Genomic DNA, 25,945 nt, shown 5'->3' with positions numbered 1-25,945 from the left:
ACTAGGTACCATCGCTGGTATGCCATCTCTGAACGTGTCCTTCACCGACGAGGAGCTTGAGGGTGTCCGGGCCGCAGCTGCGGCCGAGGGCAAGAGCCTCAAGCAGTACCTGCACGACCTCGGAATCCGTGAGATGCAGCGCAAGCGGTTCGTCGCCGGCGCGGCCGAATGGGCCGAGCGGCTGCGCGGCGAGTTCGACGAGGCTTTCCCCGAGGAAGTGCCGCCCGGTGAGCGCGGTGACGGGGCTGCTGCCGCCTGATGCCGCCTCTCTACATCGACGTCTCCTGGCTGCTGGATGTCCAGGAGCGCGCGCTCGGCCATGACGACCTGTCTGTTTCGGACTACTCGGCGCTGGTTGCCTCTGTCGCCCGCCACAAGACCCGGCTGCCCACTCTCGCTGCCGCAGACCCGGACGCGGCCTGGCGTGCCGCGGCCCTGCTGCACACGATCGTGCGCCTGGAGCCGCTCCCGCACCGCAACAGCCTGTACGCCGCATTCATCGCCGCCCAGTACATGGCCCAGGCCGGCGAGGGCATTGATCCTCCCTACGGCGCTCTGTCTGACCTGGTCCGCAGGGTCCGCGACACCCGTATCAGCGTCCAGGACGTCGCCAGCCTGCTGCGCGGCTGGAAGCTGTAGTTCCCCGCCAGAGCCGGACGGCGGGCCTTCGCCCTCACGCAGGTGACGGCGGCCGGGCAACTGGATGCTGCGGGAGTGGTGTTGGCGGGCGGTGACCAGGCCGCGCCAGCGGGTGCGGACAGCGTGTTCGTCGTCCAGCCAGCGGATGGCGGCCCCCGGGCCGGGGCCGGTCGGCCACGGCGGGCCTGGTGGGGACGCAGTAGGCGTAGTGGCCGTTCGTGGTCGCGTCGCGTAGTCGGCCGACGGTGTCTGTCGGGTCGTCCTCGGCTTCGCGTACGGCGTGCTGGAAGGCGAGGGCGGTCTCCAGGAGCGGGGTGAGCCAGGGAGCCCGGTGACGGTGATCTCGGTGCGCAGCACCGGACGAACATGATCGCCCAGCCGTACATAGAGGGGGGCTCATGCCGGTGGCTGGCTCAGCCCCCTTCTGCGCCGACGCGGTTAGCGGGCGAGGACGGTGACGAGGGCGGCGGTGGTGGTGCCGCCGCCCAGCAGCGCCGCCAGGACGGTGGGGGAGAGGTAGAGCTTGAGCTCGAAGTGGCGGCCGACGCGTACGTGGACGGCGTGAGGGCTTGATCTGTCGGTGCCCTGAGCAGACGGGTCGGGAGGGGCCGATTCACTCGGTCGTAGCCATGCACCCCTGACCTGGGTAGAAACCCCAATTCAGGGACTACGGCGGGCGCGTTGGCCCACCTTCTTGTAGAAGGGCCGACCGACAAGACGAGACCCGGGACCGAGCATCCCGGGGTCTCTCTGTGCTCTGGCGTGTCCGGCTATTCCATGACCGGCCGGACACGGTGCCGCGCCCATTGCACACCCAACTCCGCGAGAGTGTCCCGCTGCTCACCGGTGAGCTTGTTCCGCCTCGCGCGGGTGATGGTGCAGTGTCAGCTGCAGGTCCGGTAGTCGTAGCCAGCGAGTCGCTTGATGCCGTCGCCGTCGTAGAAGTTGTACCGGCCCTCACTGTCACGGGAGACGTTGGCGGCGTACTTGGAGCCGGCGAACTTGTCAACGGCGGTGTCGGCGTCATCGCTGTCGATTAGATAGATCCCCGCGTTGTACCAGGTGTCCGTGCCGGCCACACCGTCAGCCGGCACCACGCCTTCCCTTTCCTGCCACTTCTTGGTCGCGGTCACGGTTGCGTTACCGAAGACGCCGTCGATTTCCGAGGAGGAGAGGAGACCAGATGCCCACAGGACCTTCTGCCACAGGCAGGTGGCGTTGGAAGATGTGTTGACGCTGGTCGACACAATGCCCTCGTTTCCCCAGTCGTCCTGGAAGATCCCCGCGCCGTAGACGTAGGCGAGACCGCTGTAGGTCCCGCTCGCGGAGGCCGGTGAGGTGCTCAGGGCGAGGGTGGCGGCGGTCAGGAGGCCGATCGTGCATGCGGCCAGTCTGGTCCGCTTTGTACGTGAGTTCATGGGTGTCTCCAATTCGGCGGGTGCGGGTGACGTGGGTGCGCGATCGCAGCAGGACCGGAGGGCGCCGTTGTTCCCGGCGTAGCGCGTACGGCAAGCAGCCCGATGGGCCATCATGCGGCGAAAGCGCGGGACGTGGAGGGATGGAGTGGCCTCTATCGGCCTTGCGGCGCTAGTCGTAGGCGCCGACGGCTGAGGCGCAGCCGTCGGCTGTGGACTTTTCATAGTCAGCGGCCTGAGCCTGGCCGGAGAAGGCCAGGCCCAGGCCTGCGGCGGCGGCCGCAACCGCGAGCTTCTTCCGGGTGCCCATGAACGGCATGCCTCGTGCAATGGTCGTCTCCTGAAAGTGAGAGAGTGTTTGGAGAGCGCCCGAGGCGATGTTGCCCGGCTGGATCGAAAGTAGCTGGGGGGGCTGTTCCCTTTCGTCCACCCAGGACTTGAACTTCGTCTACAACCAGTGTGGTTACCGGTGTACAACCTAGGGTGTAGCTCGGGCGGCAGGCCGGATTGACGGGATTGCGCACCGAGTGTGGAAGTTCGCGTAATTCCCCAGCCGGAACGGCATGGAATGGGCCAGGGACATCCCGGAGCCAACGCCTTCGTCTCCCTGGGGGCGACGGAGATGCTCCGTGGTCCCCACAGACGACGGCCGCACGGTCACGGTGAAGGGCGGCCTGCATCTGAACACCGACCCCGCCACCCAGGGCTCCGTCAAGTTCCGTGATTGCGTGGAAAGTTGGCGATCAGCCGGTAGGGGCGGATAGCAGAGCAGGCACGGGGGTTCGTGATCATTGTGGTGTCGAAGCCAGATGATCACGAGGACGTCCCGTGCCTGCTGTTGCATCTTCCCCTATCCCTGCCGTGCTGGAGAAACTGGGGCCGCTGGATGCGGACCGGATCGCTGACCTGCGTCCCTACCTCGAATCGGTTCCGGATCCGCGCTCACGCCGGGGCCGGTGGTACCCGCTGACTGCGATCTTGCTGGTGTGTGCCTGCGCGGCCGTCTGCGGCGCGAAGAGCATCGACGAGTTCGGCGAGCGGGCCACGAACTCGCTGCTGGCATCCCTCGGGATACGCCATCACCTGCTCGGCTGGCGGCGCAGCCCCAAGCCGGTCACTCTCGGACGCGTCCTTCAGGCACTTGACGGCGACGCCCTGGACCAGGCCGTGGGCGCCTACCTGGCCGACCAGCACCGCGTCACCGCGTCCGAGGAAGTGCCCGAGGCCCGATCGCGGCAGGTCATCGCCGTGGACGGCAAGGCCCTCAAGGGCTCAGCCCGTCTGGCCGCGCCGCGCCGTCATCTGCTCTCGGCGGTCACCCACGACCGCGTCGCCACGATTGCCCAGGTCGAAGTCGGTGCGAAGACCAACGAAGTGCGCCACTTCAAGCCCCTGCTGGCGCCACTCGACCTCGCCGACACCGTCGTCACCTTCGATGCCCTCCACTCGGTGAGGGCCAACATCACCTGGCTGGTCGAGACGAAGAAGGCCCACTACATCGCCGTCATCAAGACCAACCAGCCCACCGCCTACGCCCAGCTCGCCGCCCTGCCCTGGACGTCGATCAAGGTCCAGCACACCGCCTCCGCCACCGCCCACGGCCGCCGCGAGTCCCGCTCGATCAAGACCTGCGCTATCGCCGACAACCTCGGCGGCATCGCTTTCCCCCACGCCCGCCTCGCCCTCCGGGTCCACCGCCGTCGCAAGCCCACCGGTCGGCCCGAAACCCGCGAGAACGTCTACGCGGTCACCAGCCTCGCCGCCCATCAAACCCGCCCCGCCGACCTCGCCGCCGCCATTCGCGGGCACTGGGGAATCGAAAATTCCTCCCACTACATCAGAGATGTCACGTTTGCCGAGGATGCCTCGACCATTCACGCCGGCACCGCACCCCGCGCCATGGCCACCATCCGCAACCTCGCCATCGGCGCCCTGAAGATCCTCGGAGCCGACAACATCGCCAAGACCACTCGAGCCATCCGCCACGACCCCGAACGATCACTCGCCATCCTGGGCATCAGTAGCCGTTGGTGAGGCGTTGGGCGGGCAACAGTCCCTGCTCCTCGTAGTACCGCAAGGAGCGGGTGCTGACCCCGGTTGCGCTCGCGAGCTCTCCGATCCGCATATCACTGCCTCCTCACCAGGCCTTCCCGGCCCATGGGACTTGACATTCACGTCCAATGTGAAAGTTAGCGTTGCGACCATGTGTCGGTCTGTGGCTTGGTCGGCGCCAGTCAGCCAAGCCACAGGCCGACACACCGGTGGTCGGTCAGTGACCGGGCGGGTCGAATCCGAGAGCGGCCAGGGCCTCCTCGGCGGCCTGCTGGTCCTGCTCGTAGTCGCCGCCGGAGATCCCCAGCCCCCCGATGTACCGGCCGTTCTCGATGATCGGGTAGCCGCCGCCGACGGCCAGCACACGAGGGTGGCCGCCCAGCGGCGCGATTTGCGGGTTGACGAGCAAGTCGTTCCACGTATGGGTGGGGATGCGGAAGGAGATCGCGGTCCAGGCCTTGTCGACGGCGACCTCGGCGGTGAGGAAGGGCGCGTCGTCGGCCCGATCGAACGCCTTCAGATGTCCGCCCTGGTCGGTGACGGCGACGGCCGCCGTGAAGCCGATCCGGGCAGCGGCGGTGTGTACTGCCGCGATGAGTGCGCCGGCGGCGGCCTGGGTGATTGACGAGGCGGGGGCCGACTTCTGGACTGTGACGGTGCTCATGAATGTTCCTTTATTGCTGTGCTGTGCGCGTCGGGTGGAGGGGCCGCAAGCCAGGTCACCGCAGGGGTGAGGCCGGGGTGGGGACCACACAGGTGACGACGGACTTCTCGGGGATCAGCAGGCCGTAGACGACCGGGCCGATCTCGTTCTTCCAGCGGTCGTGCTCGTACACGGCTGTGTACAGGGCCTCGCTCTGGGCCTCGTCCTGGAACCGGCGGATCCACACGTAGCCGTCCTCGTCCTCGGCGTCGACGAAGGAGGCGGTCACGTCCATGCCCAGCGAGGCCTGGAACGGGATGACCACGTCCTCCATGTAGCGCACCCACTCCTCGCGGCGTCCGGGCTGCGCCTGGTAGCGGCGGATCTCGTAGTACACGGTGCTGCTCCTGCCTGTTTGCAGGGATGGTCAGTCGGTCACGGTGAGGACGATCTTGCCGCGGGTGCGGCCGGCCTGGACGTGGGCGTGGGCCGTGCCGACCTGTTCCAGTGGGAAGGTCTCCTCCACCTCGACGGTGACCTCACCGGCGTCGATCAGGCCGGCGATCGTGGTCAGCGCGGGACCGTCCGGCTCGACCAGGTACGCAGTGAGGCGCACGCCGGCTGCCTCGGCGGCCTGGGCCAGGTCCGGGGAGACACCGGACGGTACGGCGACCAGCAGGCCGCCCGGACGCAGGACCTTCAGCGAGCGGGTGCTGGTCTGGTCGTGGGCGTCGCCCACCAGGTCGATGACGACATCGACGTCCTTGACGACGTCCTCGAAGCGGGTGGTGGTGTAGTCGATGGTCTCGTCGGCGCCGAGTTCCTTGAGCCAGGGGTGGCGTGCGGCGCTGGCGGTGGCGATCACGTGGGCGCCCAGGTGCCGGGCGAACTGGACCGCGAAGTGGCCCACCCCGCCGGCGGCGGCCGTGATCAGGACGCGCTGGCCGGCCTGGACGTGGGCGGTGTCGACCACGGTCTGCCAGGCGGTCAGCGCCGCCAGCGGCACGGCGGCCGCGTGCGCGTGGTCGAGGGTGGCCGGCTTGCGGGCCCACTGGCGGGCCGGGGCGGTCACGTACTCGGCGTAGCCGCCGGCGGCGCGCGGGAACCACGGCATGCCGTACACCTCGTCGCCGACCTTCAGGGTGGTGACGCCGAAGCCGACCTCCTCGACGACACCGGACACGTCCCAGCCCAGGATCAGCGGGAGCGTCTGCAGCCCCGCCATGCCCTGGCCCTCGCGGGTCTTCCAGTCCACCGGGTTGATCCCGGCGGCGTGCACCCGTACCAGCACCTCGGTCGGCAGCGGCTCGGGGCGCGCGACCTCCCCGACGGTCAGCACCTCCGCTCCGCCGAACTCGCTGATGGTGACTGCCCGCATCGTGTGCTCACTCATGGTGCCCTCGCTCATGTCCGTCTCACGCTTTCTTGTGCCGGGACCGCGGTCCCGGCACAAGAAACAGTGGCGTGTGCCCGCAGAGGCGAGTGAGTGGCCGGGAGGACATCTGTCGTACCATTCCAGCCATGACGCATCGTGTTGTCGTTCTCGCCCTCGACGGAGTCCTGCCGCTGGACCTGGGCATCCCGGCCCGGGTGTTCAACGAGGCCTGTGAACCGGATGGGACCCCTCTGTACTCCGTCAGCACCTGTTCCCTCGGCGGCCGGCCGGTGCGCACGCACGAGGACTACCGGATCCTCGTCGACCACGACGAGTCGGTGCTGGAGACCGCGGACACCGTCGTTCTCGCCACGCAGGAGCCCAGCGAGCAGCTGCTCGCGACCGGCGCGCTCCCTGAGGAACTCGCCGCGGCGCTGGACCGGATAGGGCCGCAAACCCGCATCGTCAGCCTGTGCACCTCGGCCTTCCTGCTCGCGGCGGCCGGTCTGCTGGACGGTCAGCGGGCCACCACGCACTGGGGGCTGTGTGACGCGCTGGCGCGGCTGTTCCCCGACGTCGAGGTCGATCCGGACGTATTGTTCGTCGACAACGGACGCATCCTGACGTCCGCCGGCGGAGCGGCCGGCATCGACCTGTGCCTGCACCTGGTCCGTCTGGACCACGGGGCGGCGGTGGCCTCGGCCGCCGCGCGGCGCTGCGTCGTGGCGCCGTGGCGCGAGGGCGGGCAGGCGCAGTTCATCGAGCACCCGGTTCCGCAGGACACCGACCGTTCCACTTCGACGACCCGGCAGTGGGCGCTGGACCGGCTGGCCGAGCCGGTCACACTGGAGGACATGGCCCGGCACGCGCACATGAGCGTGCGCACCTTCACCCGGCGGTTCCGCAGTGAGGTGGGCAGCAGCCCGCTGAAGTGGCTGGCGCAGCGGCGGCTGGCGCACGCCCGCCTGCTGCTGGAGTCCACCGACCTGACCGTCGCACGGATCGCCACCGTCTGCGGCTTCGGCGACCCCGTCGCCCTGCGCAAGCACTTCCACACGTACCTGGGCCTGTCACCACTGGCCTACCGTCGCGCTCACAGCGCACCGGAGCCGATGACGGCACGGTGACCACCCAGCCGGGTCAGGGCTGCGACAACGCCCCACCCATCACCCGGCGCGTCGAGTGGCTCCTGCTGCCCTTTACCACCACTTCAAGGCAAAGTCCCGGACATCATGTACCGGGTTACCGAGGACATCGTCGATGACATGGACCGCCGTAGGCGGCGGTGCCTCGCCGAGTACTGCAACGACACGCTGGAAGACGGTCTGGCGATCGCGCCCACGGGCTACACCGTGGGTCTGTACGGTCTTCGGCTCTGGCCCGTAGTCGGCGGTGACGCCGAGTAGCCGCCTCGGTCATGATCTTGTGGTGGATATCACATTCACCACCGCCTGGCAGCGGGCCACCCAACTGCCGGCCCTCGCCCTCACCTGGCGGTCGGCCACCGCCCCGACGGCACCGCAGAGGAGAGCATCGCACCACCCTCGGGCCCGTGGAACCCGACGCCCCGCAGCGTCACGCGACGGCCAGTCCCGACACGGCACGGGACATATCGGGCGACCAGCCGCTCACGACACCGCCGTCAGCCCTTGGAAGAATCGAGGTCGACACCGCAATGATCACGAACCCCCGTGCCTGCTCTACTATCCACCCCTATCGGCCGATCGCCAACTTTCCACGCAATCACGGAACTTGACGGAGCCCTGCCCGCCACCGACAGGGAACCCGTCATCTACACCTTCACGCTCATGGCTCTCCTTGATGCCGAGCCGGGCACCCACTCCGACGGCAAGGCCTTCATCGGACCGGACGGCAGCTTCGGATCCGCAGCCATCAGTCGGCGAGGGGGACCAGGTGGTCGATGTCGAGGGCGCGGGCCTGGGTGAAGGCGGTGTCGTCGTACAGCGAGTACCAGGACCCGCCGCTCAGCGTGCAGTTGGGGCCTTGCTCCGGGGCGGTGACGGCTTCCTCGATCAAGACCTCCGCTCGGGTGTTGCACGTGTCTCGGTCGGCGTCGATCCAGTGGCGGAACAGGTCGCGGCTGTAGCCGGTGCGGTCTTCGTCCTGGACCACGACCGCGGCCAGGGCGTCGCGGACCGGCAGGGTGACCGTGTCGCCGGGGGCGTGCCGCTGCGGTGCGGAGGCCGGCACATGGGTGTGGGCCTCGGCGGTGGTGGGGGTGAGCAGAGCGGCGAGCGCGGCGACCACCGCGACAGCGGTGCGGGGGATGCGCACAGGGTTCCCTTCCGGAGATCACAGACCGTCGGTGATCTCCGTAGCGGTTCCTGCGCATGCCGCGCCCGGCCTTGGAACGCCGTATCACCCGCTCGGGCGTTAAGTCGCATCATCGCTCTGCCGGTGAGCGGGGTCCTGAACCGCTGCCGGGCTCACCGGTTGTACGGCACCCTCGTGTCGGGGCGTGCCGGGCGTGGCCGGCGCAAGAAGCAGCGGGATCGGCGAAGGGACGGGCACGGAGTGCGGGTGGAGAGGATCCTCGATGCGCTTCAGACGGTGCGGGCGTGTGAGGAGAGGTCCGAGCACGGCTGGGTGCTGGACACGGTGGTGGAGCCGCTGCGCCCCAGTGTGCGCATGCTCGCCCGCGAAGGTCTGGTGGAGGGCGCCAGCCGGGAGACGCGCGCTGAGCTGTCGGCGTGGGAAGGCCGGCCGGTGCGCTCGGCGGTCCGTGTCTCCTCCGCCGGACGCGACCTGCTCGCGTACGCCCAGACCCGCCCGGACCCCGCGCCGTCCGGGCCGGGGCCGGGCGAGCGGCTGGTGGAGCTGCTGCCGTCTCAGATGGCGGCATTGCGGGTGTTCGTCGGTCTGGCCGGCGAGCTGGCGTCGCCGCCCGCGCCAGGGCTTGCCGAGCGGGTCCGTACGGCGGTGCACGACCGCGGCGCGGGCCGGTGGCGGCTCCATCTGACGCAGGAGCAGATGGAGTCGGTGGCGTACGGGTTCTGGCTGCACCAGATGACCGGATCTGCAGGCGAGGCCAACCGCTTCGGACGTGCCTACGGTGTTCTGCACCAGCCGGAGACGGCGGCGAATGCGGCTGCGGCTGCAGAGCCGCGCTCGCCCTGCCCGGCGTCGCCTGGCCGGTAGCGCTGCAAGTTGCCATGTCGGGGTGGTCATTCCTGTCGGAGGACTTCCTCACCGAGCACCGGTTGGCCGTTGAGGAATTCGTGGTCACATCCGTCGTAGAAGCGTTCGGCGGTCTGGCCGGTGTGGACGACTTCGGTGACGACTACGGAGTCCGTCCGGCAGTTGGGGTCGGGGCAGGGGGCGTCGGCGGCGCGGGTGATGAGGACGTGCTCAATGCCATTGCGGCCGACGGCGACCAGGCTGACGGGCTGGATCAGACTAAGGAAAAAGAGCCCCGCCGCCGGGTGTCCGGTGCGGGGCGCTGGGGCCGGAGGGCCTGGCCGTCGGGTTGTGCGGCCCTCCGGTCTGGAGGTGCGGTCAGACGTTGGCGCAGATGGCGTAGACGCTGATGCCGACCGTGCTGTAGTTGTTCTGCCGGCCGAGAGCGACCCAGCCGGTCGCGTCGTCGGTGGGGAAACTGCCGACGAGGATCGCGTCGTTGCCCTGGGCTTCGGCGCCTCCGCCGATCACGTGCTTGCCCGCCGGGCAGTAGACGGTGCGGCGCTGGAAGTTGGGCACGTTCGCGTTGGGGAGCTTGACGATCTGGTAGCCGTCGACGACCCGGGCCTGTGCGGGTGTGCCGGCGGGGGTGTGGTCGGGGGACGCCTGAGCGGTCCAGCCGATACCGGTTGCCAGAGCCAGCGCCAGCGCGCCCGCGGTGACAGCCCTCGTACCTCGCATGTGTCTCCTCCACGTCGTACGGGACGCCTTCGGCGGTGTCCCGTTGCAGGCGCCAACGCTGCCCGACGCCGAAGAGCGCAGGCGGGGGATCAGGGATCAAACTCCCTGATCGGGGGAGGCGGGGGTGAAGCAGTGCCGGGGGCGTGGGCGGCGCGGCCAGTCGGCTGCGGCTTCGAACAGAGCGTTGTGAAGTGGTCAGCCGTTGGCGAGGGCGGCACGCGCATCATCTCGTGGATCTGCGGCACTTCGTCGCGGGTAGCCCGCGACGACATCGCCAGGTAGCCGATCACGGAGAAGCTCAGTTCCCTCACCGCGGGGCTCTGGGCAGTTTTCGCCCGCAGCCGGTACGCGTCGATCGGCACTGCGGTGACGGCCGCGGCGGGGTCCTCGTCGACCTTGCGTTCCGCCTCTTCGCGCTCGCTGTCGTCCATGTCGTCGCGGTTGCCGTGGCGGGCGATCAGGTACAGCTGCCCGAAGGCGTCCGCGATATCGATGACCAGATCGAGGATGCCGCGCTCGGAGCCGTCGCGTTCCGACAGCACCGTGACCGCGTCGCCGTCGCCGTCCCACACGGCCTGGTGGTGGGCGACGGCGGCGAGGATCTCATCCTGGGTCAGGCCGGCCGCCGTTACGAGCGTGCCTTCCTTCCAACGCACAGCAGGTCGTGGACCGTCCTGGCCGCCCCACAGGGTGCACACGTCGATCGCGGGCAGCGGCGACCGCCGCCCACCCGCGCGGACCGGCCGGGGCGACCGGGGGCGGCGGATCCGTCGAGACGAGGCATGGCCAGAGCCGCCGGTTTTCCCTCGCAGACCCAGGTGAGCTCGGGGCTGGGGCCGTTTCCCGTCATGCTCGCCTGCCGTCCGGATACGGAGCGGGGGCTGACGCCGTTGCCGGCTCAGCCCCCGCTCCGTGCCTGTGCGGTTACCGGGCGAGGACGGTGACGAGGGCGGCGGTGGTGGTGCCGCCGCCCAGCAGCGCCGCCAGGACGGTGGGGGAGAGGTAGAGCTTGAGCTCGAAGTGGCGTCCGACGCGTACGTGGACGGCGTGACGGCTGTCGTGGTCGGCGTCCTGAGCGGACGGGTCGGGAGGCGGCGTGGCGGGCAGGGTGGTCGACACGGATGGTCTCCTAGGGTGTTGGCCCGGCGGTGCTGGGGCACCGCACGGGTGGTGTCTGGCGAGTGGCAGACCCAGCGGTCGGCGGGCTCCGGCCAGAAGGCCACCGTGCTGGGAGCGTCAGAATGCACGGACTGTGGGGTGCGGGCAACTTCCCTGTGTCCGCGCAGCATTGGCCCCGGGAACCGGGGGGTTCGGGCCTGCGTTTATAGTGCCGAGACGCCCCGCCCAGGATCGGGCAAATCGGTTCACTGATGGGCTAATCACCAATTGATGGTGCGACGGCACGTCAACACCGCCCGTACTCGCACGGTATCGAACGAGTGACATTGGGCAATGGTCCACACACTGTGCGTGTAGCCGAGATCACTTCCCCTCGGGAGAGGGGATCGGCCGCCGCCCCCTCCTTCTCTGGCCGGAGCGGGGAGCGGCGGCTCTCGCCAGACATGGCAGCCACGCCTGTGATCCCCCTGCCCACCGAACGGACCGCGAGCTGGTCACGGGCGCAAGGCCAGGCAGGGATGTTCGAGGATATTGCCCCATCGGGTGATCATCATTCGCAGAAGCAGGGAATTCGCTCTCGATCGGCGGAAGGCCTGGACACCAGTGTCTGCAACCGGGTAGAGGACGTCACACCCTGACGGGGAGATAGGCAGCGCGGTCCTTCACCGCAGGGTGCCCAGGTGGGCGCGCCGCGCGGTGACCAGGCTCCGCCAGCGCTGCCGGGTTGGGTCTGCGCCGTCGATCCACTGTGCTGGTGAGGGTGCTTCGAGGGGCAGGCCGGCCATGAAGTGGGCGATGTCGGCGTAGTACGCGTAGTCCCCGTTCCGGGTCTGTTCGCGCAGCCGGGAAAGGGTGGCGGCAAGTGCGTCGTGGTCGGCGAGGACGGCCTGGTGGAATGCCGCGGCGAGTTCGAGGGTGGGAGTCATGGAGGCGAGGCCGGCGAGGTCGAGCTCGGTGCGCAGGGTGTGGATGCGGTCGTCGAGTGCGGGATTTCCGGCGTCCCGGATCAGTGCGGCGATGGCCGCGTTGATCGTGGTGGCGCGCAGGTCGAGGTTGGCGAGGAGCTGGTGGGCCAGGTCGATTTCGTCGTCGGCCTGGTGGGGATCGAAGAAGGCGACGGCGAGGGCGCGCAGGGCCTGGTTGTGTGCGGCTTCACCGGAGTTGGCATGCTGTTCGGCTTCCGTGCGTCCGGCGAGGTAGGCGACGGCCGCGCGTTCCGGTTCTCCCTGCAGCCACCACAGGTCGCCCAGTACGCGCTGGTGGCGTCCTTCCCAGCCCAGGGTCTGTGCGGCGGTGTGCGCGGTGGGGAAGTCTCCGGCAAGCCGGGCGGCCTGGGCGAGGCCGCGCCGGGCGGCTGGGGCCAGGCGGCCGGCGCCGTCGGCGACCTGCTGGTATCCGCGGCGTGAGTCCTGGCTGTGTCCGATGTCGCGGTAGGCCTTGGCCCGGTAGTAGAGGGCCATCTCGTGCAGCTCGGCGGGCAACAGGTTGCAGTCGATGATGGTGGTGAGCCGGGTGACGGTGTGTGCGCGGTGTTCGCGTTGACGGCGCGCCAGGGCGCTGAGGGTCTCCACCAGCGCTTCAGCCGGTGTGTTCAGTGCGGCATCGGCTTCGTGGTCTTGGGCGGGCGGGGCGAGGGGCTCCCACACGGAGTCGCCGACGTAACTGAAGGCGGCCTCGGTGAGCCAGTCCAGTTCGAGGCTGAAGTCGCGGGCGAGGCGCAGGCCCTGGCGCAGGCAGCCGATCAGCATGGCGCGGTCGCGCCGCGGCCCGTGGCTCCACTCGTGGCCCAGAGCTGTCAGGGCGCGCATCGCTGCCCGTTGCCAGTCCTGCGGCGACCAGCGGTCATCTGTGTGGTCCTCGGCGTGACGGATCGCGGAGCGGACCACCTGGTGGAGGTGGAAGGGCCACAGCCCTGCCGGTTCGTCGCGGATGAAAGGGCGCTCGGTGAGCCGCAGCGCCGCCGCGTCGTGGGCGAGTCCTGCCACCTGGGTGGCCAAGGGGACCGAGAAGGCGTCCAGGAGAGACACCGAGCGCAGTACATGCCGCTCATCGGTGGTCAGATCGCTGACGGTGCGGGAGATCAGGGCGGGGAAGCCGCCGAAGTCGGCCAGCTGCGGCGCCCGGCCACTGCGCCGGATCTCCAAGAACCGCATGACCGCCAGATCGAGGTACAGGGGCAGGCCGTGGGACCGTGCGGCAATGGCGCGGCGCAGATTCTCGTCAATCAGAGGCTGCCCGCTGCGAGTCAGGCGGCGGGCGAGGTGGTCGTCGCAGTCCTCGGGGGAGAAGTCGCCGATCAGGATCTGCCGTGCGGTGGGCCCGCTCCTGCCGCGGGAACCCGGCACGTGGCCGGCCAGGCCCGGCCAGGCGGTGGGGCCGGTCCAGTCGAGCTGCCCCTGCAGGCCGTCCTCGGCCCACTGCAGCCGGTTGCGCCCGGTGATCACGAACATCGCATTGGGCATCAGCCACACGATGCGCTGCAGCAGCCGTTCCAGGTCCCGGTTCGTCCGGTCGCCGACGTCCTCGAAGGTGTCGAACAGGATCACCGGGGTGATCTGCTGGTCTGCAGGGAGTTGGGCCAGATCCCAGGCCAGCAGGTGAGTGGCGAAACTCAGGGTCTCCAGGTCGGGCTCGGCCTCCAGGATGTCCGCCAGGCGCGTACAGCCGGCCAGCGCGCGTACGGTCTGGCGTCGTTCGCGCAGCGCGCCGACCAGTGCGGTGGTGAGCTGGCCGACGGCGCCGCCCACGGTGCCGGGGAGGGTCAGCGCCTGGGCGACGTCGGCCAGCGCGGACTGCATCTGCTGCGGGAGGTTGACCGCGTTGCTGAAGCGGCTGAGCATGCCGCCGCGCCGCAGGTACTCCTCGAGGGGTTCGCCGGGGTGGTTGCGCTCCCAGTGACGGCGCAGGGCCAAGTCGAAGGCGGGCATGGGGCGGCCCAGGGCGGCGATCGCGAGGCGGATCGACAGCACCACGTGTTCGAAGTCGGTGCCGGTGGACCGTGCGAGGTCGATGCGTACCGGCAGGATCCGCTCGGTCGGCCAGGAGGGCGCGTCCCATTGGGCGGGCCGGTCCTGCCGGTGGGCGAGGGAGGCCTCGATTTTGCGGGAGAGGGTGGATTTGCCGATCCCGCCGACGCCGTGGCCGACCAGGATGTTGTGCCGGGCACTGGCCAGGTCCTCGACATCGAACGAGGGGCTGGCGACCCGTTGCAGGTGGTCGGCGAGCGCGGCGACGACGGCCTGCCACTGGGCCTGGCGGTTTGTGAACGCTTCTTCGGCCGCGACGGACCGGTCGTTCGAGCCGAACAGCATCCGTAGATCCCGCGCCACGACACCCCCCGAAAAAGATCATCAGCGGTATCAACCTATGTGCCCCTGCCCCTGTTTCGCGGACCCTTCCCGCAACCCGGGCCCCCGGCGGTGTTGTCTCGGCCAGGGACAATGGCGCCTCCTGGTCCCGATACCCGAAGGACACCCCGCTTTGTCTGAGAACGTGAACCCTGAGGTCGCCGAGAGGCTGGTGCAGGACGTGAGCACCTGGTACTTCGAGCAGATCGTCAAGGAGCGGCGCGCCGCCGTGCCCGACACCGAGCGCCTGGAGCTCCTGAAAGCCGGGCTGGCGGAGTGCGCCGCCGACCAGCAGGCACTGGAGGACGCCGGCCCGGACGAAGTGGCCGAGATCGCGGCCCGCTACGCGGCCCGGTCCCAAGAGCTCAGGGGCCAGTAGCCAGGGCCCTGCTGGACGGGGACGGGCAGCGCCGCCCGTGTGATGGTGGAGGCGAGGGTGCGCGGTTGCAGGTGGGCGGGCATCAGCGGCCAGGCGAGCGCGGCGATCTCGACCAGATCCGACCGGTACTGCGGCAGCTCGCCCTGCACGCTCTGCAGGGCGGTGAGGAACTGGGCCGCTTCCGTCAACGTGTACGGGCGGTACTGCTCCCCGACCAGGGCGTGCCCGGCCCGGGGCGGTCGCACCCACGCTCCGCCCGAAGTGCGCTCGTTGCGGTACACCGCGGTCAGATCTCTGCGGATGACGGAGACGGAGCTCACGGTGTGCGGTTCCTGTTCCGCCGCGCGGACGGCGTCGGCGACCACGTTGAAGGACACGCCGTGGGCGGCGGCTGAAGTGAACCGGGGTGTGCCGCCGACGCGGGCCACCTCGGCGCACCGGGTTGCGGTACCCAGCCGGCTGTCCGCAGCGCGCACTCCCAGCACGATCAGCTCCACGCGGTAGCCCGCCCGGTGGTGGCGGCGTGCACCGTCGAGGAAGTGGCCGACGCTGTCGGGGGCGATCTCGATGAGCAGGTCGCCGCGGCGCTGGCGTACGTAGGCTTCGGCCTGTTCCTGCCAGGCCCGGTAGTCGGCCCTGATCCGGGCCGAGGCCGTGCGCGGCTGCTCGGCAAGGAGCTGGCGGTAGTCGGGGTGCGCCGCCTTGAACATGCCGCCCTCGATACGCGTGGGCCTGCGACGGCGCAGTGCGCGGCGCAGCGTGTGCGACGTGCGGGTTTTTCCGGCTCCTTGCGGACCCATCACATACAGCGCCACCGGCTGATCCTGTGCGGTGATGTCGCCCAGGTACATCGGGACGATCAACTCGTTGAAGATGAAGCTGTGCTCGTCGGCGGACAGACGGTGGTAGTCGACCCCGGGCGGCACAGTGAGGGGCTGGGCGATGCGGCGCACTGGCTCGGCCAGCGCACAGGCGCGCTCCAGGCCTCCGGCCACGGCAAGGCGTCGCTCCGGCGTGCTCACCAAGGGGTGCAACTGCTGTTCGACGCCGGCGATTTGGTGGCGGAATCGCCAGGTCTCCGGCGCTGTCCACGGCCGGGCCAGCTCCGCAGCATGCGTCTGGTGCGCGCCCGCTGAGGACCGCCAGACTCCGTCCTCGGTCAGCTCGTTGTCGAACAGCACGTCCAGGTCGCGCCGCACAACCATCAACCGGTCGGCGAGCTGCTCGGCCTCGATGACCGCAATCGACCGGGGCAGACCGTGCACGCATCGGTCGAGGTTGTCCCAGGAGACGTACCGGCCGGTTCCGTCCTCGCTCGCCAGGAAGCGGTCCAGCACGCTCAGCTGTGTCACGGCCTGTGCCGAGGCCAGCACCACCACCTCGACGCGATAGCCGGCCGCCCGGTAGGCGAGAGTCGCCGCACGGGCCTCCTCGGGATCGGCGAGCGGGGTTTCCACCACCGCGTCGAATTGCTTGCGGCGCACGTACTCCTCGACCTCCGCCTGCCACCGCAGCACGTCCGGCCGCACCCGCACACCGGCTGTGCGCTCATCCCGGTGCAGGAGGGCGGCGTACTCGGGGTGAGCGGTCTTGTAGAGGTCGCGGCCGACCAGCACCGCTCCGCCGCGCTGGTCAAGGACTGCCAGCAGGAGCTCGCAGAGAGTGGATTTCCCACCGCCCGGCGGTCCGGCGACAAGTACCACCACAGGCCGTTGCTGGGGGACAGCATCCTTGGTCCAGGCCGGCAGGATCTGGGACGCCAGGATCTCCGCATGCTGATCCTCAGTCAGCACGACCGGTATGACGTCCGCGTCCTTCACTGCAACCCCTTGATCTCGCCCGTACCGATCGGCACATCCGTCACTGCCACGCACACGCCGACCGGGCCGGGGAACTCCGGGCCCGGCCAGCGCACCCCATCTGCTCAGCGCACACGTCCGAGGTGGATCACGCTGACGCGGACCTGCTGGTCGCTGATCTCGTACATCACGCGGTAGATCCCGACGTGGATGCGCAGCAGGTCGGCGCTGCCGAACGCGCCGTCGGGCCTCGGTTCGTCGGCGAGGCGGTCGACGGCGGTGAACACCTGACGCACCCCGGCCGGGTCGTCCTTGGCGAGCCGCTCCGCCTGGGCTAACGCCTCGGGCTCCCAGATGACCTCGTAGCTCACGCCTCAGCTCCGCCGAACACGCGGCGGTACGCCTCGTCATGCGGGACGCCGGCGTCCTCACCCCGGGCCTGGCGGGCACGATAGGCGGCCAGGGCCCGCATCTCCTGCAGCTCGAGGGCGTCAGCGGGGCTGACCAGTATCGCGATGGTCTGCCCGTGGTCGGTGATGGCGACCGGTTCACGGGTGGCGCTGACCTCGCGCGCGATGGCGCCCAGGCGGGCGCGGGCTTCCACGATCGAGTAAGTCGTCTCCGTCATGCACACCACCTTACAGAAGTGTGCACTTCCCATGGACCGCCCTCCGGGGCCCGCGTGTGCGCCGGGCCGCTTTCACCACCGTGCGCCCCCCGAACGGGTGAGGGCGGATCGGTTGTGCGCACTGTCGGCCGGAGCTGACGGGAGTGCTTCGCCGGGCGCCCACTCACCAGCGAGACGAGTGTGATGTGCACCACGAGTGCGACGCTTCTTGAACGGTGAACTGCCCCAACTGGTCCCGTTATCCCAGCTCGCAGGCCATTGGTCGAACATCTGCACATGTGTCGTACTCACATTCCGCTTCCATGGGTGATCTCTGAGTAATAATTTTCTAGGGCCGCATGAGTCTCAACGCTCCGAAATCGCCAGGGTGGTGCCTGGGAGCCCGGGCCAACTGGGCGCTCACGTGGGTGAGTTGACCCGCGTCCGCAACCGCCGGCCTCAACGGAGAGGACCGGCACTCGCACCAGCTGGAGGATCCATGGGCGACGGCGACGTCGGCACGGACGTATCGCCCCAGGACGGCGGCCACGGCCAGCCCGTTCAGGCCCCTCCCGATCTCCCCCTGGACTTCGAGGGCTTCTACCTCGGGCACCAGGAGTTCTTCCACGACTTCGCGGAGATCCACCTCGGCAGCCGCCGCACCGCCGAACAGGTGGTCCACCAGGTGTTCCTCGAGATCCTCGGAGGCTGGGACGGACTGCTGCAGCAGGGCGACCTCGAACAGCAGACGCTCGCCGTGCTGCACCGCGGCGTCACCCGCCGCCTTGATGCCGACGGGCGCCCGCCGGCGTTCCTCATCAACGGACCCATAGCGATGAACCTCGAGGCGGTCCGCAAGGAGATGGAGCTCAGCAGCAGCGCCGACGGCGTGTACGAGGCGATCCTGGAGCTGTCCACCCGCCAGTTCACCGTGACCGTCCTGCGCCACCTGCTCGGCTATCCCACCAAGCGGATCGCCCGCTACATGGGCCTTGACGCCCGTACCGTCGATTACCACGGCCGCAAGGCCAAGGAGCGCCTGCGCATCCGGCTGGGACTGCCTGCCGCGCCCAAGAACAAGAAGGGGACGGGACAGTGACCACCGCCATCGACGAAGTACTGGCCGACGCACGCATCCCCACCAGCCCGTGCGACGGCTTCGACGTGGGCGCCGCGCTGCGCCGCCTCGCCGCCGACGCGGCCGCCGCCACCGCCAGGCCGCACCCCGACACCGTCCGCGCCGCCCAGGCCGGGGAGCGCCTGTCCGTGGTGTGCCGCTGGATCCTCAACAAGCCCGACGCCGCAGACCACGTCGACCGCCTCGCCCAGGAACCCAAGACCCCCTCGGACGACGGCCACCTCGACGTCGACGGCGCCCTCGTCTTCGCCTGCCTGCTCCACCTCACCGACCACCCCGAGAGCGCCCAGTTCTGGTGGCAGCTCGCCGCAGGGGCCGGCCACCGCGCCGCCGCCTACTGCCTGCACCTGCACCACCTCGCCCTCGGCGAGACCCGCGAGGCACGGCACTGGCTGCACGAGGTCACCGACGACGTCCTCGACTCCGAAGCCCCCGACAGCGCCTTCCTCGCCACCCTGGAAGCCGTCGCGACGTACGTCCGCAGGACCGGCACCAGCCTCGCCGGCGCCCCCACCGGAGGCCTGGAGATGGAGATCGACCGCCTCGCCACCGCGAAGACCGACTCCTGCATCATCGTCCAGCGCCCCGACCAGCGCCTCGCCGACCGGCTCCACGACTTCACCCGCCGCTGACACACGGCCCTGCCGGGCCGGCCGCTGCCATCGGGACCCTCCGGTCCGGCGCGGCCCGACGGAACTCGGCAGGCATGGCGGGGCGCCCGCTCCGGCGTATGACTGCCCGTCAAGGCCCGCCGCGCGCGCTCACCGTCGGTCCCGTCCAGGACTGTTTGTGGAATCACGGCAGCGCACGTACATTCCACTGCCCCGAGCCGAAAGGAGGTTCAGGAGCATGACGACGACCTATGGCCAAGGTCACACTATGGCGACTCCGTGCCCTTGAACTGCGCGTTTACGCGCTATCCGGTCGCTGCCGGTCGCTGCCGGTCGCCCGAGGGCTAACTAGGGCGAACCAGGGCTGACGACTTGCCCTCGCCGGGCGCCGCTCGTCAACGCCCGTCATTAAACTTCCCCGAACGCGCAGAAGGAGCCCTGCATCCCCAACGGGTTTCTCAGGCCACGAGTTGGGAGGGCTCCCTGCGCGGTGTTCCAGCACGCCTATCAACGAGAGGAACTCCGTATGGAGGAGAGTAGCGCCAAACGCTGGGCCAGGCATCTGGCTCGCGTGGACAGGTGGCGCACCAAGACCATCTGCTACCTGCGTAAATGGATCGGACGCCGTGGACAGGGCGTCCACATGCACTTCCTGCAGGGGGTCGCGTACAAGCTCGGCAGCGGCGCGGTGACCCTGCTCATCCTGTGGTGGGAGACCCGCCACTGACCTCCCTGGGTGGGCCCACTCCGGTGGGTCCACCGAGTCCTCTGCAACCCACCGTTCTCCGACTCCGTCGAGGACCCCGGATGCTGGCCGCAGCCACATCCCGGAAGTGATGCAGCTACTCGGCCGGTTCGTAGTGCAGTTTGCTGTTGGGGCACTCAGAGGCGTAGTCCAGCAGGGCGTCCTTCTCGGCCTGGTCGACGGAGAGGTCCCAGCGCAGCTTCGTGACGACCCATTCGCCGATGTAGCGGCAGCGGGCCTCCGGGATGGGCATCCAGTCGGCGGGGTCCCTGTCGGACTTCTGCCGGTTGGAGCGGGCGCTGACGGCCACGAGAGTGCTCTCGGCACCGAGGTCATTTGCGTACCGCTTGCGGCGCTCAGGGGTCCAGCTATAGCCGCCGGAGTCGTGGACCTCGGCCAGAGGCACCATGTGATCGATGTCGATCTTCCCGGGGCCGGAGCCGTGGATCTCCAGGTTGTCGTAGTAGGAGAACCAGACGCCGCCGGTCAGCTTGCAGCCGACCCCCACGACGGGGTCCTCGATGGCCTCGTCGATCAGGACGTCCCGGTCTGCGTTGCAGCCGTTCTTGTCGAGGTCCTTCCAGTGCGGGTACAGCTTGTCGGGGTGCCGGTAAGAATGCTGTCACCAGCCGCAAACGGTAGTGATCTTGCGACGGCGTCACTCGTGTGGGTGAGTCCTGGGCTGTACGGCTGCGGTGGGTGAAGCTCTGCGGGGACGATCGGCGATCGTGGCCCGTACTCCGTTGGACCTGGACGAGTTGGTCGAGCACTGGACGCTGCTGAAGGACGAGCAGGCGCTCGTGTCCGGCAAGCGTGGTGCGACGCGACTGGGCTTCGCCGTGCTGCTGAAGTTCTACACGCAGTACGGCCGGTTTCCCCGGAACCGGGCAGAGCTGCCCGGTGAGGCCGTGGAGTTCGTCGCCCGGCAGGTGCAGGTTCCTGCCTCGGAGCTGGGTTTCTACGACTGGACGGGCCGTACGGTCGAGTACCACCGTGCGCAGGTCCGGGAGCACCTCGGCTTCCGTGAGTGCAGCGTCGCGGACGCGGAGAAGCTGACGGCGTATCTGGCCGAGCACGTCGCGCACAAGGAACGCAGGCCCGAGCAGGTGCGGGTGGAACTGCTGGTGCGCTGCCGCGCGGAGAGTATCGAGCCGCCCACGTCGGGCCGGTGCGACCGGATCGTGGGGGCTGCCCTGCGGGCGGCCGAGGAGGCGCTGACGGCCCTGATCTCCTCGCGGCTGACCGTGGAGAGCATCGAGCGGATCGTGGCTCTGGCGGCCAGCGCCGACCAGGACGATGCCGGACCCGCGGACGGCGGTACGGAGGGTGAGGATGTGCCACCGGTGCTGGCGAAGGTCAAGGAAGCGCCGGGCAACGTGAGCCTGGAGACGATGCTCACCGAGATCGACAAGCTCCTGGCGGTGCGGGCGATCGGTCTGCCACGGGATCTGTTCATCGACGTCGCGCCGAAGGTCGTAGCTGGCTGGCGGGCGCGGGCCGCGGTGGAGTCGCCTTCCCACCTGCGGACGCACCCGGTGTCACTGCGGGTGACCTTGCTGGCCGCCCTGCTGCACGAGCGGGAGCGGGAGATCACCGACACACTGGTGGAGCTGCTGATCTCCACGGTGCACCGGATCGGGGCGCGGGCGGAGAAGAAGGTCACCGAGCAGCTCATCAACGCGTTCAAGAAGGTGTCGGGTAAGGAGAACATCCTCTTCAGGCTCGCCGAGGCGTCGCTCGGCACCCCGGAGGGGACGGTCCGCCAGGTCGTGTTCCCGGCGGTGTCCGGGGGCGAGGCGACACTGCGGGAGCTGGTGCACGAGTTCAAGACCCGCGGGCCGGTCTACCGGCGGACGGTGCAGACGACGCTGAAGGCCTCTTACACCAACCACTACAGGCGCGGGCTGATCAAGCTGCTGGACGTGCTGGAGTTCCGCTCCTCCAATCACGCCCACCGGCCAGTGATCGAGGCCCTGGCGCTGGTGGCGCGGTACGCGAACGCCGGGAACACGACGTACTACCCGCTGGGTGAGACGGTGCCGGTGCACAAGGCAATGGGCGGGGACTGGGCGGAGGTCGTCCACCGTGCCGACAAGCGCGGCCAGCGCCGGGTGGTGCGCATGGTCTACGAGGTCGTCGCCTTCCAGGCCCTGCGCGATCAGCTCAAGTGCAAGGAGATCTGGGTCGTCGGCGCCGACAAGTGGCGCGACCCGGACGAGGACCTGCCCCAGGACTTCGAGGCGAGGCGGGCGGAGAACTACCGAGAGCTGCGCAAGCCGCTGGACGCCGCGCTGTTCGTCGACGAACTGCGCGGGCAGATGACGGCCGAACTGACCTTGCTCAACGACCAGGTGCCGAAGCTGACCTGGCTGGACATCGCCGAGCGGAAGTCTGGGGCGATCCGGCTCACGGCGGCCGAGGCCCAGCCCGAGCCGCGCAACCTGCGCAGGATCAAGGCCGAGGTACAGCGCCGATGGGGCATCGTGCCGCTCGTCGACATGCTCAAGGAAGCGGTGCTGCGCACCGGATGCCTGGACGCGGTCACCTCCGTCTCCGGCGGCGGCAGCCTCTCACCGGAGGTACTGGCCGAGCGCCTGCTGCCGGTCATCTACGCGTACGGCACGAACACCGGGATCAAGGCCGTGGCGTCCGGCGGCCACGGCCACACCGAGGACGAACTGCGCTACGTACGCCGCCGCTACCTGTCCGCCGAGGCCGCTCGCGCCATCGCCATCCAGATCGCGAACGCCACCTTCGCCGCCCGCAGCACCGAGCTATGGGGACAGGGCTCGACCGCGGTCGCCTCCGACTCCACCCACGTACGCGCCTACGACCAGAACCTGTTCACCGAGTGGCACTCGCGCTACGGCGGCCGCGGGGTGCTCATCTACTGGCACGTGGAGAAGAAGTCCCTGGCCATCCACTCCCAGCTGATCAACTGCACCGCCTCCGAGGTCGCCGCGATGATCGAGGGCGCGATGCGGCACGGCACCACCATGGACGTGGAAGCCAACTACACGGACTCGCACGGCCAGTCGGAAATCGGGTTCGGCATCACGAGGCTGCTGAACTTCGACCTGCTGCCGAGGATCAAGCGGATCAACAAGGTGAAGCTGTACTGGCCAGTGGCCGGCGAACCGGACGCTTACCCGCAGCTGACCCCGGCGCTGACCCGCCCGATCCGCTGGGAACTCATCGCCCAGCAGTACGACCAGATGATCAAGTACGCGACCGCGATCCGGACCCGTACCGCGTCCACCGAGGCGATCCTGCGGCGCTTCACCCGCAACGCCTCCCACCCCGCCTACGCGGCCATGCTGGAGGTCGGGCGTGCGCAGAAGACCATCTTCGTGGCCCGGTACTTGCGGCTTCGGGACCTTCAGCGGGAGATCGAGGAGGGCCTGAACGTGATGGAGTCCTCCAACGGCGCGAACTCCGTGATCGCCTACGGCAAGGGCGGGGAGATCGCCTCGAACCGGCGCGACGAGCAGGAGATGTTCGTGCTGTGCCTGCGGATTCTGCAATCGGCCCTGGCCTACGTGAACACCCTGATGCTCCAGGACATCCTCGGCGAACCTGAGTGGGCCGAGCTCCTCACGCCCGCCGACCGGCGTGGCCTGACCCCGCTGTTCTGGTCGCATGTGCGTCCGTACGGGGAGGTCACCCTGAATATGGCCGCCCGCCTCAGCCTCACCGCGGTCACGGTGCCCAGCCCTCGTACAGCGGGCGATGAGGAGCCGGCCGAGGAAGGTGCGGACGCGTAAGGGCGGTTCAGTTCCGCCACCGACGCGGTGCCGGTGACACGGGCCACCAGCTCGGCGTCTACGAACGGGCGCCGTTTGCACTGTTCGACCAGCTCAGCCAGGTGCTCGCGCGAAAATGCGGTCAGCCACGGCTTCCCGGCGAACTGCGGATCAGACGCGTGGACGACCGACTGATCCGGCACCAGCGCATCATCTCGGAGCCATTGGCGACCACCGTTCCTCACAGATCACCTCGGGCAGGCCCCGGCACCGCCCCGCCGGACTCCGTCCGTCGCCCCTTCCTTCCTGTCTCCCAGCCCCCGCCGCCGCGCGTCAAGAGCGTGAAGAACGAAGAAGAAGCAGCTCAGAGGCTTGGCGTTTCTCACCGATCAGCAAGAATCGAAATCAAGTTCTCAGATCTGGTTCTGCCCGCCGTCGACGTAGATGTTCGCGCCGACGATGTAGCTGCTCTGTCCGGAAGCTAGGAACGCCACCACTGCGGCGACCTCCTCAGGACGCCCTATGCGGCCCTTGGCCACGGTCGCGGCGACATTCTCCTTGACAGCGGACAGTGTCTCCTCGCCGCCGAGAATGTTGGCGAGTCCGGGAGTTTCCACCCCGCCCGGCGACACCGCGTTGACCCTGATGCCCCGGCCTTTGAGTTCGTTGGACCATGTCCGCGCGAATGACCGGACGGCGGCCTTGGACGCCGCGTACGCACCGAACGCCTCCGTGCCGTTGTCGGCGGCTGTGGAGGAGGTCAGGATGACCGAGGCGCCGTCGTTGAGCAGCGGGAGCGCCTTCTGCACGGTGAACACAGTGCCCCGGACGTTGACTCCGAAGGTCTGGTCGAAGTGGTCTTCGGTGGTCTGCTCCAGCGTGACGAACGTACCGACTGCCGCGTTCGCGACGAGCACGTCCAGTCCCTGTCCCCGGGCCCGGACCGCGTCGTAGAGCCGGTCCAGGTCGGCTGCCTCGGAGATGTCGCCGGCCACCGCGGTGGCCCTGGATGCTCCGATGGTCTCGATGGCGGCGTCCAACTCGGTCTTGCGCCGGCCTGTGATGAACACGTGCGCGCCCTCGTCTGCCAGACGTGCGGCGGTGGCCAGACCGATTCCGGTGCTGCCGCCGGTGACCACAGCCGTCCTGCCCTCAAGCTGTCCCATGCGAGTGTCTCCATATCCCTCTGTGTTGACCTGCTTCGATAGCCATACTTCAGGTACACCCCGGTACGGTGCATCATGTGTAGTCCTTGTTTCTTTACGTATCGTCCAGAAGGGAGGTGGGCGTGCTCGGCTCCAGCGATCCGATCGCCGACGCCATCGGTCTTCTGCGCCCTCGCACCGTGATCGACCCCGGACTTCATGCGGCAGGACCGTGGGCGCTGCGCTTCGATCAGTCCTCGCATGTCAAGCTTGGTGTCGTCGCGCGCGGCGCATGCTGGCTGACCCTTGACGGGCACAAGCCCGTACTGCTGGAAGAGGGCGACTTCTACCTGCTGGGCAACCCCCCGCCCTACGTCCTGGCCAGCACACTCACCGCACCATCGCGCCCTGCGAAGCCGGTGTGGGGGAGCGCCAAGGACGGTGTCGTACGCATCGGCCCGGAGGCCGAGGAAGACACGTACCTCTGCGGCGGGCACTTCTCGTTCGAGGACACGAAGACCCCAGTCCTGACCCAAGTCCTACCGCTGCTCGTGCTTGTCCGTGCCGCAGATCCCCGCGGCAAGCTCCTGGCACATCTCAGCGAGCTCCTGGTCTCCGAGACCAGGACCGCCGCCGCTGGCAGCTCTCTCGTCCTGAACCACCTCGCACAGGTCCTGTTCGTCCACATGCTGCGCGCCCACGCCGAACAGGCCGATCAGCCCACCGGCTGGCTGGGAGCGCTCAACGACGACGGTATCGGTGCAGCCCTTCGCGCCATGCACACCGACGCAGCACACCCCTGGACACTCAAAGAGCTTGCCGGTATCAGCCACATGTCACGTTCCGCGTTCGCCTCATCCTTCAAGGGCCGGGTCGGAACCACCCCGCTGGACTATTTGATCCAGTGGAGAATGAGCCTCGCCCGCGACGCCCTGAGCCATGGCACGCGAACGATCTCCGAACTCGCGTTCATGATCGGCTACAAATCCGAGAGCGCGTTCAGCACCGCATTCCGCCGTGTGGTCGGCTCCTCACCCAAACAATTCCGGATCAGTAGCACTGGGGCCGACAACCCGAAGGTCACACAATCGCACGGGTGACCGAAAGGCGTCGCGCATGTTCGCGAACACACGGCTCGTTTGCGTGGCGCTCACCTATCGACCGATTGATGAGCAAGATCGTTACTGACTTCGGCTCGTCAGGGTGAGGTCGGGTTGCCGAGGGCGAGGCCGGTGCCGGCTATGAAGCCGTCGAGGGTTTCGGGCCGGTACTGGAGTCGTTTGAGCCGGTTGCGGACGAGGGCCTCCAA

At 68.9% G+C, this 25,945-nt stretch carries 27 protein-coding genes and 2 pseudogenes; 12 read left to right on the top strand and 17 right to left on the bottom strand.

What is annotated here, in order from left to right; genetic code table 11:
* Nucleotides 1-19 precede the first annotated feature (19 nt).
* Both ACFPIH_RS42780 and ACFPIH_RS42775 read left to right on the top strand, forming a co-directional pair.
* Nucleotides 20-259: a hypothetical protein gene (locus ACFPIH_RS42780; RefSeq protein ID WP_351418544.1), complete on the top strand. Its 240-nt coding sequence runs from the start codon at nucleotides 20-22 to the stop codon at nucleotides 257-259.
* On the top strand, nucleotides 259-639 hold the full coding sequence (locus ACFPIH_RS42775; protein ID WP_381183759.1) for a toxin Doc: 381 nt from the start codon (nucleotides 259-261) through the stop codon (nucleotides 637-639). The genes ACFPIH_RS42780 and ACFPIH_RS42775 overlap by 1 nt, the downstream gene beginning before the upstream one ends.
* Nucleotides 640-1,523: 884 nt before the next feature.
* Here the strand turns inward: ACFPIH_RS42775 and ACFPIH_RS42770 are convergent.
* Both ACFPIH_RS42770 and ACFPIH_RS42765 read right to left on the bottom strand, forming a co-directional pair.
* Nucleotides 1,524-2,057, bottom strand: a complete 534-nt coding sequence (locus ACFPIH_RS42770) for a peptidoglycan-binding domain-containing protein (RefSeq protein WP_381183762.1) — start codon at nucleotides 2,055-2,057, stop codon at nucleotides 1,524-1,526.
* A 169-nt stretch (nucleotides 2,058-2,226) separates the two neighbouring features.
* Nucleotides 2,227-2,484 carry a hypothetical protein gene (locus ACFPIH_RS42765; RefSeq protein ID WP_381183764.1) on the bottom strand — a complete coding sequence of 86 codons (258 nt, stop codon included), beginning with the start codon at nucleotides 2,482-2,484 and terminating at the stop codon, nucleotides 2,227-2,229.
* A gap of 398 nt (nucleotides 2,485-2,882) precedes the next feature.
* Between ACFPIH_RS42765 and ACFPIH_RS42760 the strand changes: the two genes are divergently transcribed.
* Entirely contained in the window at nucleotides 2,883-4,088 is a 1,206-nt protein-coding gene (locus ACFPIH_RS42760; protein WP_385878729.1) for an ISAs1 family transposase, read from the top strand.
* On the opposite strand, the pseudogene ACFPIH_RS42755 reads toward ACFPIH_RS42760, so the two are convergent.
* The 4 genes and pseudogenes from ACFPIH_RS42755 to ACFPIH_RS42740 form a co-directional block, all read right to left on the bottom strand.
* A pseudogene (locus ACFPIH_RS42755) lies at nucleotides 4,075-4,179 on the bottom strand (MerR family DNA-binding transcriptional regulator); the annotation flags it as partial. The gene ACFPIH_RS42760 and the pseudogene ACFPIH_RS42755 overlap by 14 nt on opposite strands.
* A 144-nt stretch (nucleotides 4,180-4,323) precedes the next feature.
* The gene (locus tag ACFPIH_RS42750; protein WP_381183769.1) at nucleotides 4,324-4,770 is read right to left on the bottom strand and encodes a GlcG/HbpS family heme-binding protein; all 447 of its coding nucleotides are present in this window, start codon (nucleotides 4,768-4,770) and stop codon (nucleotides 4,324-4,326) included.
* 55 nt (nucleotides 4,771-4,825) lie between these two features.
* Nucleotides 4,826-5,146: an NIPSNAP family protein gene (locus ACFPIH_RS42745; protein WP_381183773.1), complete on the bottom strand. Its 321-nt coding sequence runs from the start codon at nucleotides 5,144-5,146 to the stop codon at nucleotides 4,826-4,828.
* Between the two features lie 30 nt (nucleotides 5,147-5,176).
* On the bottom strand, nucleotides 5,177-6,142 hold the full coding sequence (locus ACFPIH_RS42740) for an NADP-dependent oxidoreductase (RefSeq protein ID WP_381183776.1): 966 nt from the start codon (nucleotides 6,140-6,142) through the stop codon (nucleotides 5,177-5,179).
* A gap of 128 nt (nucleotides 6,143-6,270) precedes the next feature.
* Between ACFPIH_RS42740 and ACFPIH_RS42735 the strand changes: the two genes are divergently transcribed.
* A complete protein-coding gene (locus ACFPIH_RS42735; RefSeq protein WP_381183779.1) occupies nucleotides 6,271-7,251 on the top strand; it encodes a GlxA family transcriptional regulator in 981 nt (326 codons plus the stop codon).
* Nucleotides 7,252-7,389: 138 nt separating this feature from the next.
* On the top strand, nucleotides 7,390-7,530 hold the full coding sequence (locus ACFPIH_RS42730) for a hypothetical protein (protein ID WP_381183781.1): 141 nt from the start codon (nucleotides 7,390-7,392) through the stop codon (nucleotides 7,528-7,530).
* Between the two features lie 487 nt (nucleotides 7,531-8,017).
* Here the strand turns inward: ACFPIH_RS42730 and ACFPIH_RS42725 are convergent, their stop codons facing one another.
* Nucleotides 8,018-8,419 carry a hypothetical protein gene (locus tag ACFPIH_RS42725; RefSeq protein WP_381183783.1) on the bottom strand — a complete coding sequence of 134 codons (402 nt, stop codon included), beginning with the start codon at nucleotides 8,417-8,419 and terminating at the stop codon, nucleotides 8,018-8,020.
* Nucleotides 8,420-8,665: 246 nt separating this feature from the next.
* Here ACFPIH_RS42725 and ACFPIH_RS42720 point away from each other — a divergent pair, with 246 nt between their 5' ends.
* Nucleotides 8,666-9,283, top strand: a complete 618-nt coding sequence (locus ACFPIH_RS42720) for a DUF6417 family protein (RefSeq protein WP_381183786.1) — start codon at nucleotides 8,666-8,668, stop codon at nucleotides 9,281-9,283.
* Between the two features lie 357 nt (nucleotides 9,284-9,640).
* Here the strand turns inward: ACFPIH_RS42720 and ACFPIH_RS42715 are convergent, their stop codons facing one another.
* The 4 genes from ACFPIH_RS42715 to ACFPIH_RS42700 form a co-directional block, all read right to left on the bottom strand.
* Complete coding sequence (locus ACFPIH_RS42715) at nucleotides 9,641-10,003, bottom strand: hypothetical protein (RefSeq protein ID WP_381183789.1); 363 nt, start codon at nucleotides 10,001-10,003, stop codon at nucleotides 9,641-9,643.
* 89 nt (nucleotides 10,004-10,092) lie between these two features.
* Nucleotides 10,093-10,701 carry a hypothetical protein gene (locus ACFPIH_RS42710; RefSeq protein ID WP_381183791.1) on the bottom strand — a complete coding sequence of 203 codons (609 nt, stop codon included), beginning with the start codon at nucleotides 10,699-10,701 and terminating at the stop codon, nucleotides 10,093-10,095.
* A gap of 226 nt (nucleotides 10,702-10,927) precedes the next feature.
* Complete coding sequence (locus ACFPIH_RS42705; RefSeq protein WP_381183794.1) at nucleotides 10,928-11,122, bottom strand: hypothetical protein; 195 nt, start codon at nucleotides 11,120-11,122, stop codon at nucleotides 10,928-10,930.
* 662 nt (nucleotides 11,123-11,784) lie between these two features.
* Nucleotides 11,785-14,433 (bottom strand): ATP/GTP-binding protein, encoded by a 2,649-nt coding sequence (locus ACFPIH_RS42700; RefSeq protein WP_381183797.1) that lies wholly within the window; start codon nucleotides 14,431-14,433, stop codon nucleotides 11,785-11,787.
* A 169-nt stretch (nucleotides 14,434-14,602) separates the two neighbouring features.
* Between ACFPIH_RS42700 and ACFPIH_RS42695 the strand changes: the two genes are divergently transcribed.
* Entirely contained in the window at nucleotides 14,603-14,848 is a 246-nt protein-coding gene (locus tag ACFPIH_RS42695) for a hypothetical protein (protein WP_381183800.1), read from the top strand.
* Here the strand turns inward: ACFPIH_RS42695 and ACFPIH_RS42690 are convergent.
* From ACFPIH_RS42690 to ACFPIH_RS42680, 3 genes are all read right to left on the bottom strand, one after another.
* Entirely contained in the window at nucleotides 14,812-16,668 is a 1,857-nt protein-coding gene (locus tag ACFPIH_RS42690; RefSeq protein ID WP_381183803.1) for a zeta toxin family protein, read from the bottom strand. The two genes, ACFPIH_RS42695 and ACFPIH_RS42690, sit on opposite strands and share 37 nt — an antisense overlap.
* 104 nt (nucleotides 16,669-16,772) lie before the next feature.
* A complete protein-coding gene (locus ACFPIH_RS42685; RefSeq protein ID WP_381183806.1) occupies nucleotides 16,773-17,018 on the bottom strand; it encodes a type II toxin-antitoxin system RelE family toxin in 246 nt (81 codons plus the stop codon).
* Complete coding sequence (locus tag ACFPIH_RS42680; protein WP_381183807.1) at nucleotides 17,015-17,275, bottom strand: type II toxin-antitoxin system Phd/YefM family antitoxin; 261 nt, start codon at nucleotides 17,273-17,275, stop codon at nucleotides 17,015-17,017. The genes ACFPIH_RS42685 and ACFPIH_RS42680 overlap by 4 nt, the downstream gene beginning before the upstream one ends.
* Nucleotides 17,276-17,753: 478 nt before the next feature.
* On the opposite strand from ACFPIH_RS42680, the gene ACFPIH_RS42675 reads away from it, so the two are divergent.
* The 3 genes from ACFPIH_RS42675 (at nucleotide 17,754) to ACFPIH_RS42665 (ending at nucleotide 19,730) form a co-directional block, all read left to right on the top strand.
* On the top strand, nucleotides 17,754-18,353 hold the full coding sequence (locus ACFPIH_RS42675) for a sigma-70 family RNA polymerase sigma factor (protein ID WP_381183810.1): 600 nt from the start codon (nucleotides 17,754-17,756) through the stop codon (nucleotides 18,351-18,353).
* On the top strand, nucleotides 18,350-19,024 hold the full coding sequence (locus ACFPIH_RS42670; RefSeq protein ID WP_381183812.1) for a hypothetical protein: 675 nt from the start codon (nucleotides 18,350-18,352) through the stop codon (nucleotides 19,022-19,024). Before ACFPIH_RS42675 ends, ACFPIH_RS42670 begins: the two co-directional genes overlap by 4 nt.
* A gap of 505 nt (nucleotides 19,025-19,529) precedes the next feature.
* A complete protein-coding gene (locus ACFPIH_RS42665) occupies nucleotides 19,530-19,730 on the top strand; it encodes a hypothetical protein (protein ID WP_381183815.1) in 201 nt (66 codons plus the stop codon).
* A gap of 115 nt (nucleotides 19,731-19,845) precedes the next feature.
* Here ACFPIH_RS42665 and ACFPIH_RS42660 read toward each other — a convergent pair whose 3' ends face one another.
* On the bottom strand, nucleotides 19,846-20,256 hold the full coding sequence (locus tag ACFPIH_RS42660; protein WP_381183817.1) for an HNH endonuclease family protein: 411 nt from the start codon (nucleotides 20,254-20,256) through the stop codon (nucleotides 19,846-19,848).
* 220 nt (nucleotides 20,257-20,476) lie between these two features.
* Here ACFPIH_RS42660 and ACFPIH_RS42655 point away from each other — a divergent pair, with 220 nt between their 5' ends.
* Nucleotides 20,477-23,512, top strand: a complete 3,036-nt coding sequence (locus ACFPIH_RS42655) for a Tn3 family transposase (RefSeq protein ID WP_381183820.1) — start codon at nucleotides 20,477-20,479, stop codon at nucleotides 23,510-23,512.
* 392 nt (nucleotides 23,513-23,904) lie between these two features.
* On the opposite strand, the gene ACFPIH_RS42650 is transcribed toward ACFPIH_RS42655, so the two are convergent.
* Nucleotides 23,905-24,657: an SDR family NAD(P)-dependent oxidoreductase gene (locus ACFPIH_RS42650; RefSeq protein ID WP_381183822.1), complete on the bottom strand. Its 753-nt coding sequence runs from the start codon at nucleotides 24,655-24,657 to the stop codon at nucleotides 23,905-23,907.
* Nucleotides 24,658-24,779: 122 nt separating this feature from the next.
* Here ACFPIH_RS42650 and ACFPIH_RS42645 point away from each other — a divergent pair, with 122 nt between their 5' ends.
* Nucleotides 24,780-25,736, top strand: a complete 957-nt coding sequence (locus ACFPIH_RS42645) for an AraC family transcriptional regulator (protein ID WP_381183825.1) — start codon at nucleotides 24,780-24,782, stop codon at nucleotides 25,734-25,736.
* 98 nt (nucleotides 25,737-25,834) lie between these two features.
* Here ACFPIH_RS42645 and ACFPIH_RS56550 read toward each other — a convergent pair.
* A pseudogene (locus ACFPIH_RS56550) lies at nucleotides 25,835-25,945 on the bottom strand (IS630 family transposase); the annotation flags it as partial.

Source organism: Streptomyces vulcanius, assembly GCF_042653945.1.
In the GTDB taxonomy this organism is placed as follows: domain Bacteria; phylum Actinomycetota; class Actinomycetes; order Streptomycetales; family Streptomycetaceae; genus Streptomyces; species Streptomyces mangrovi.
The sequence above is the reverse complement of the archived record's forward strand: the minus strand, read 5'-3'. Positions and strand labels throughout refer to the sequence as shown.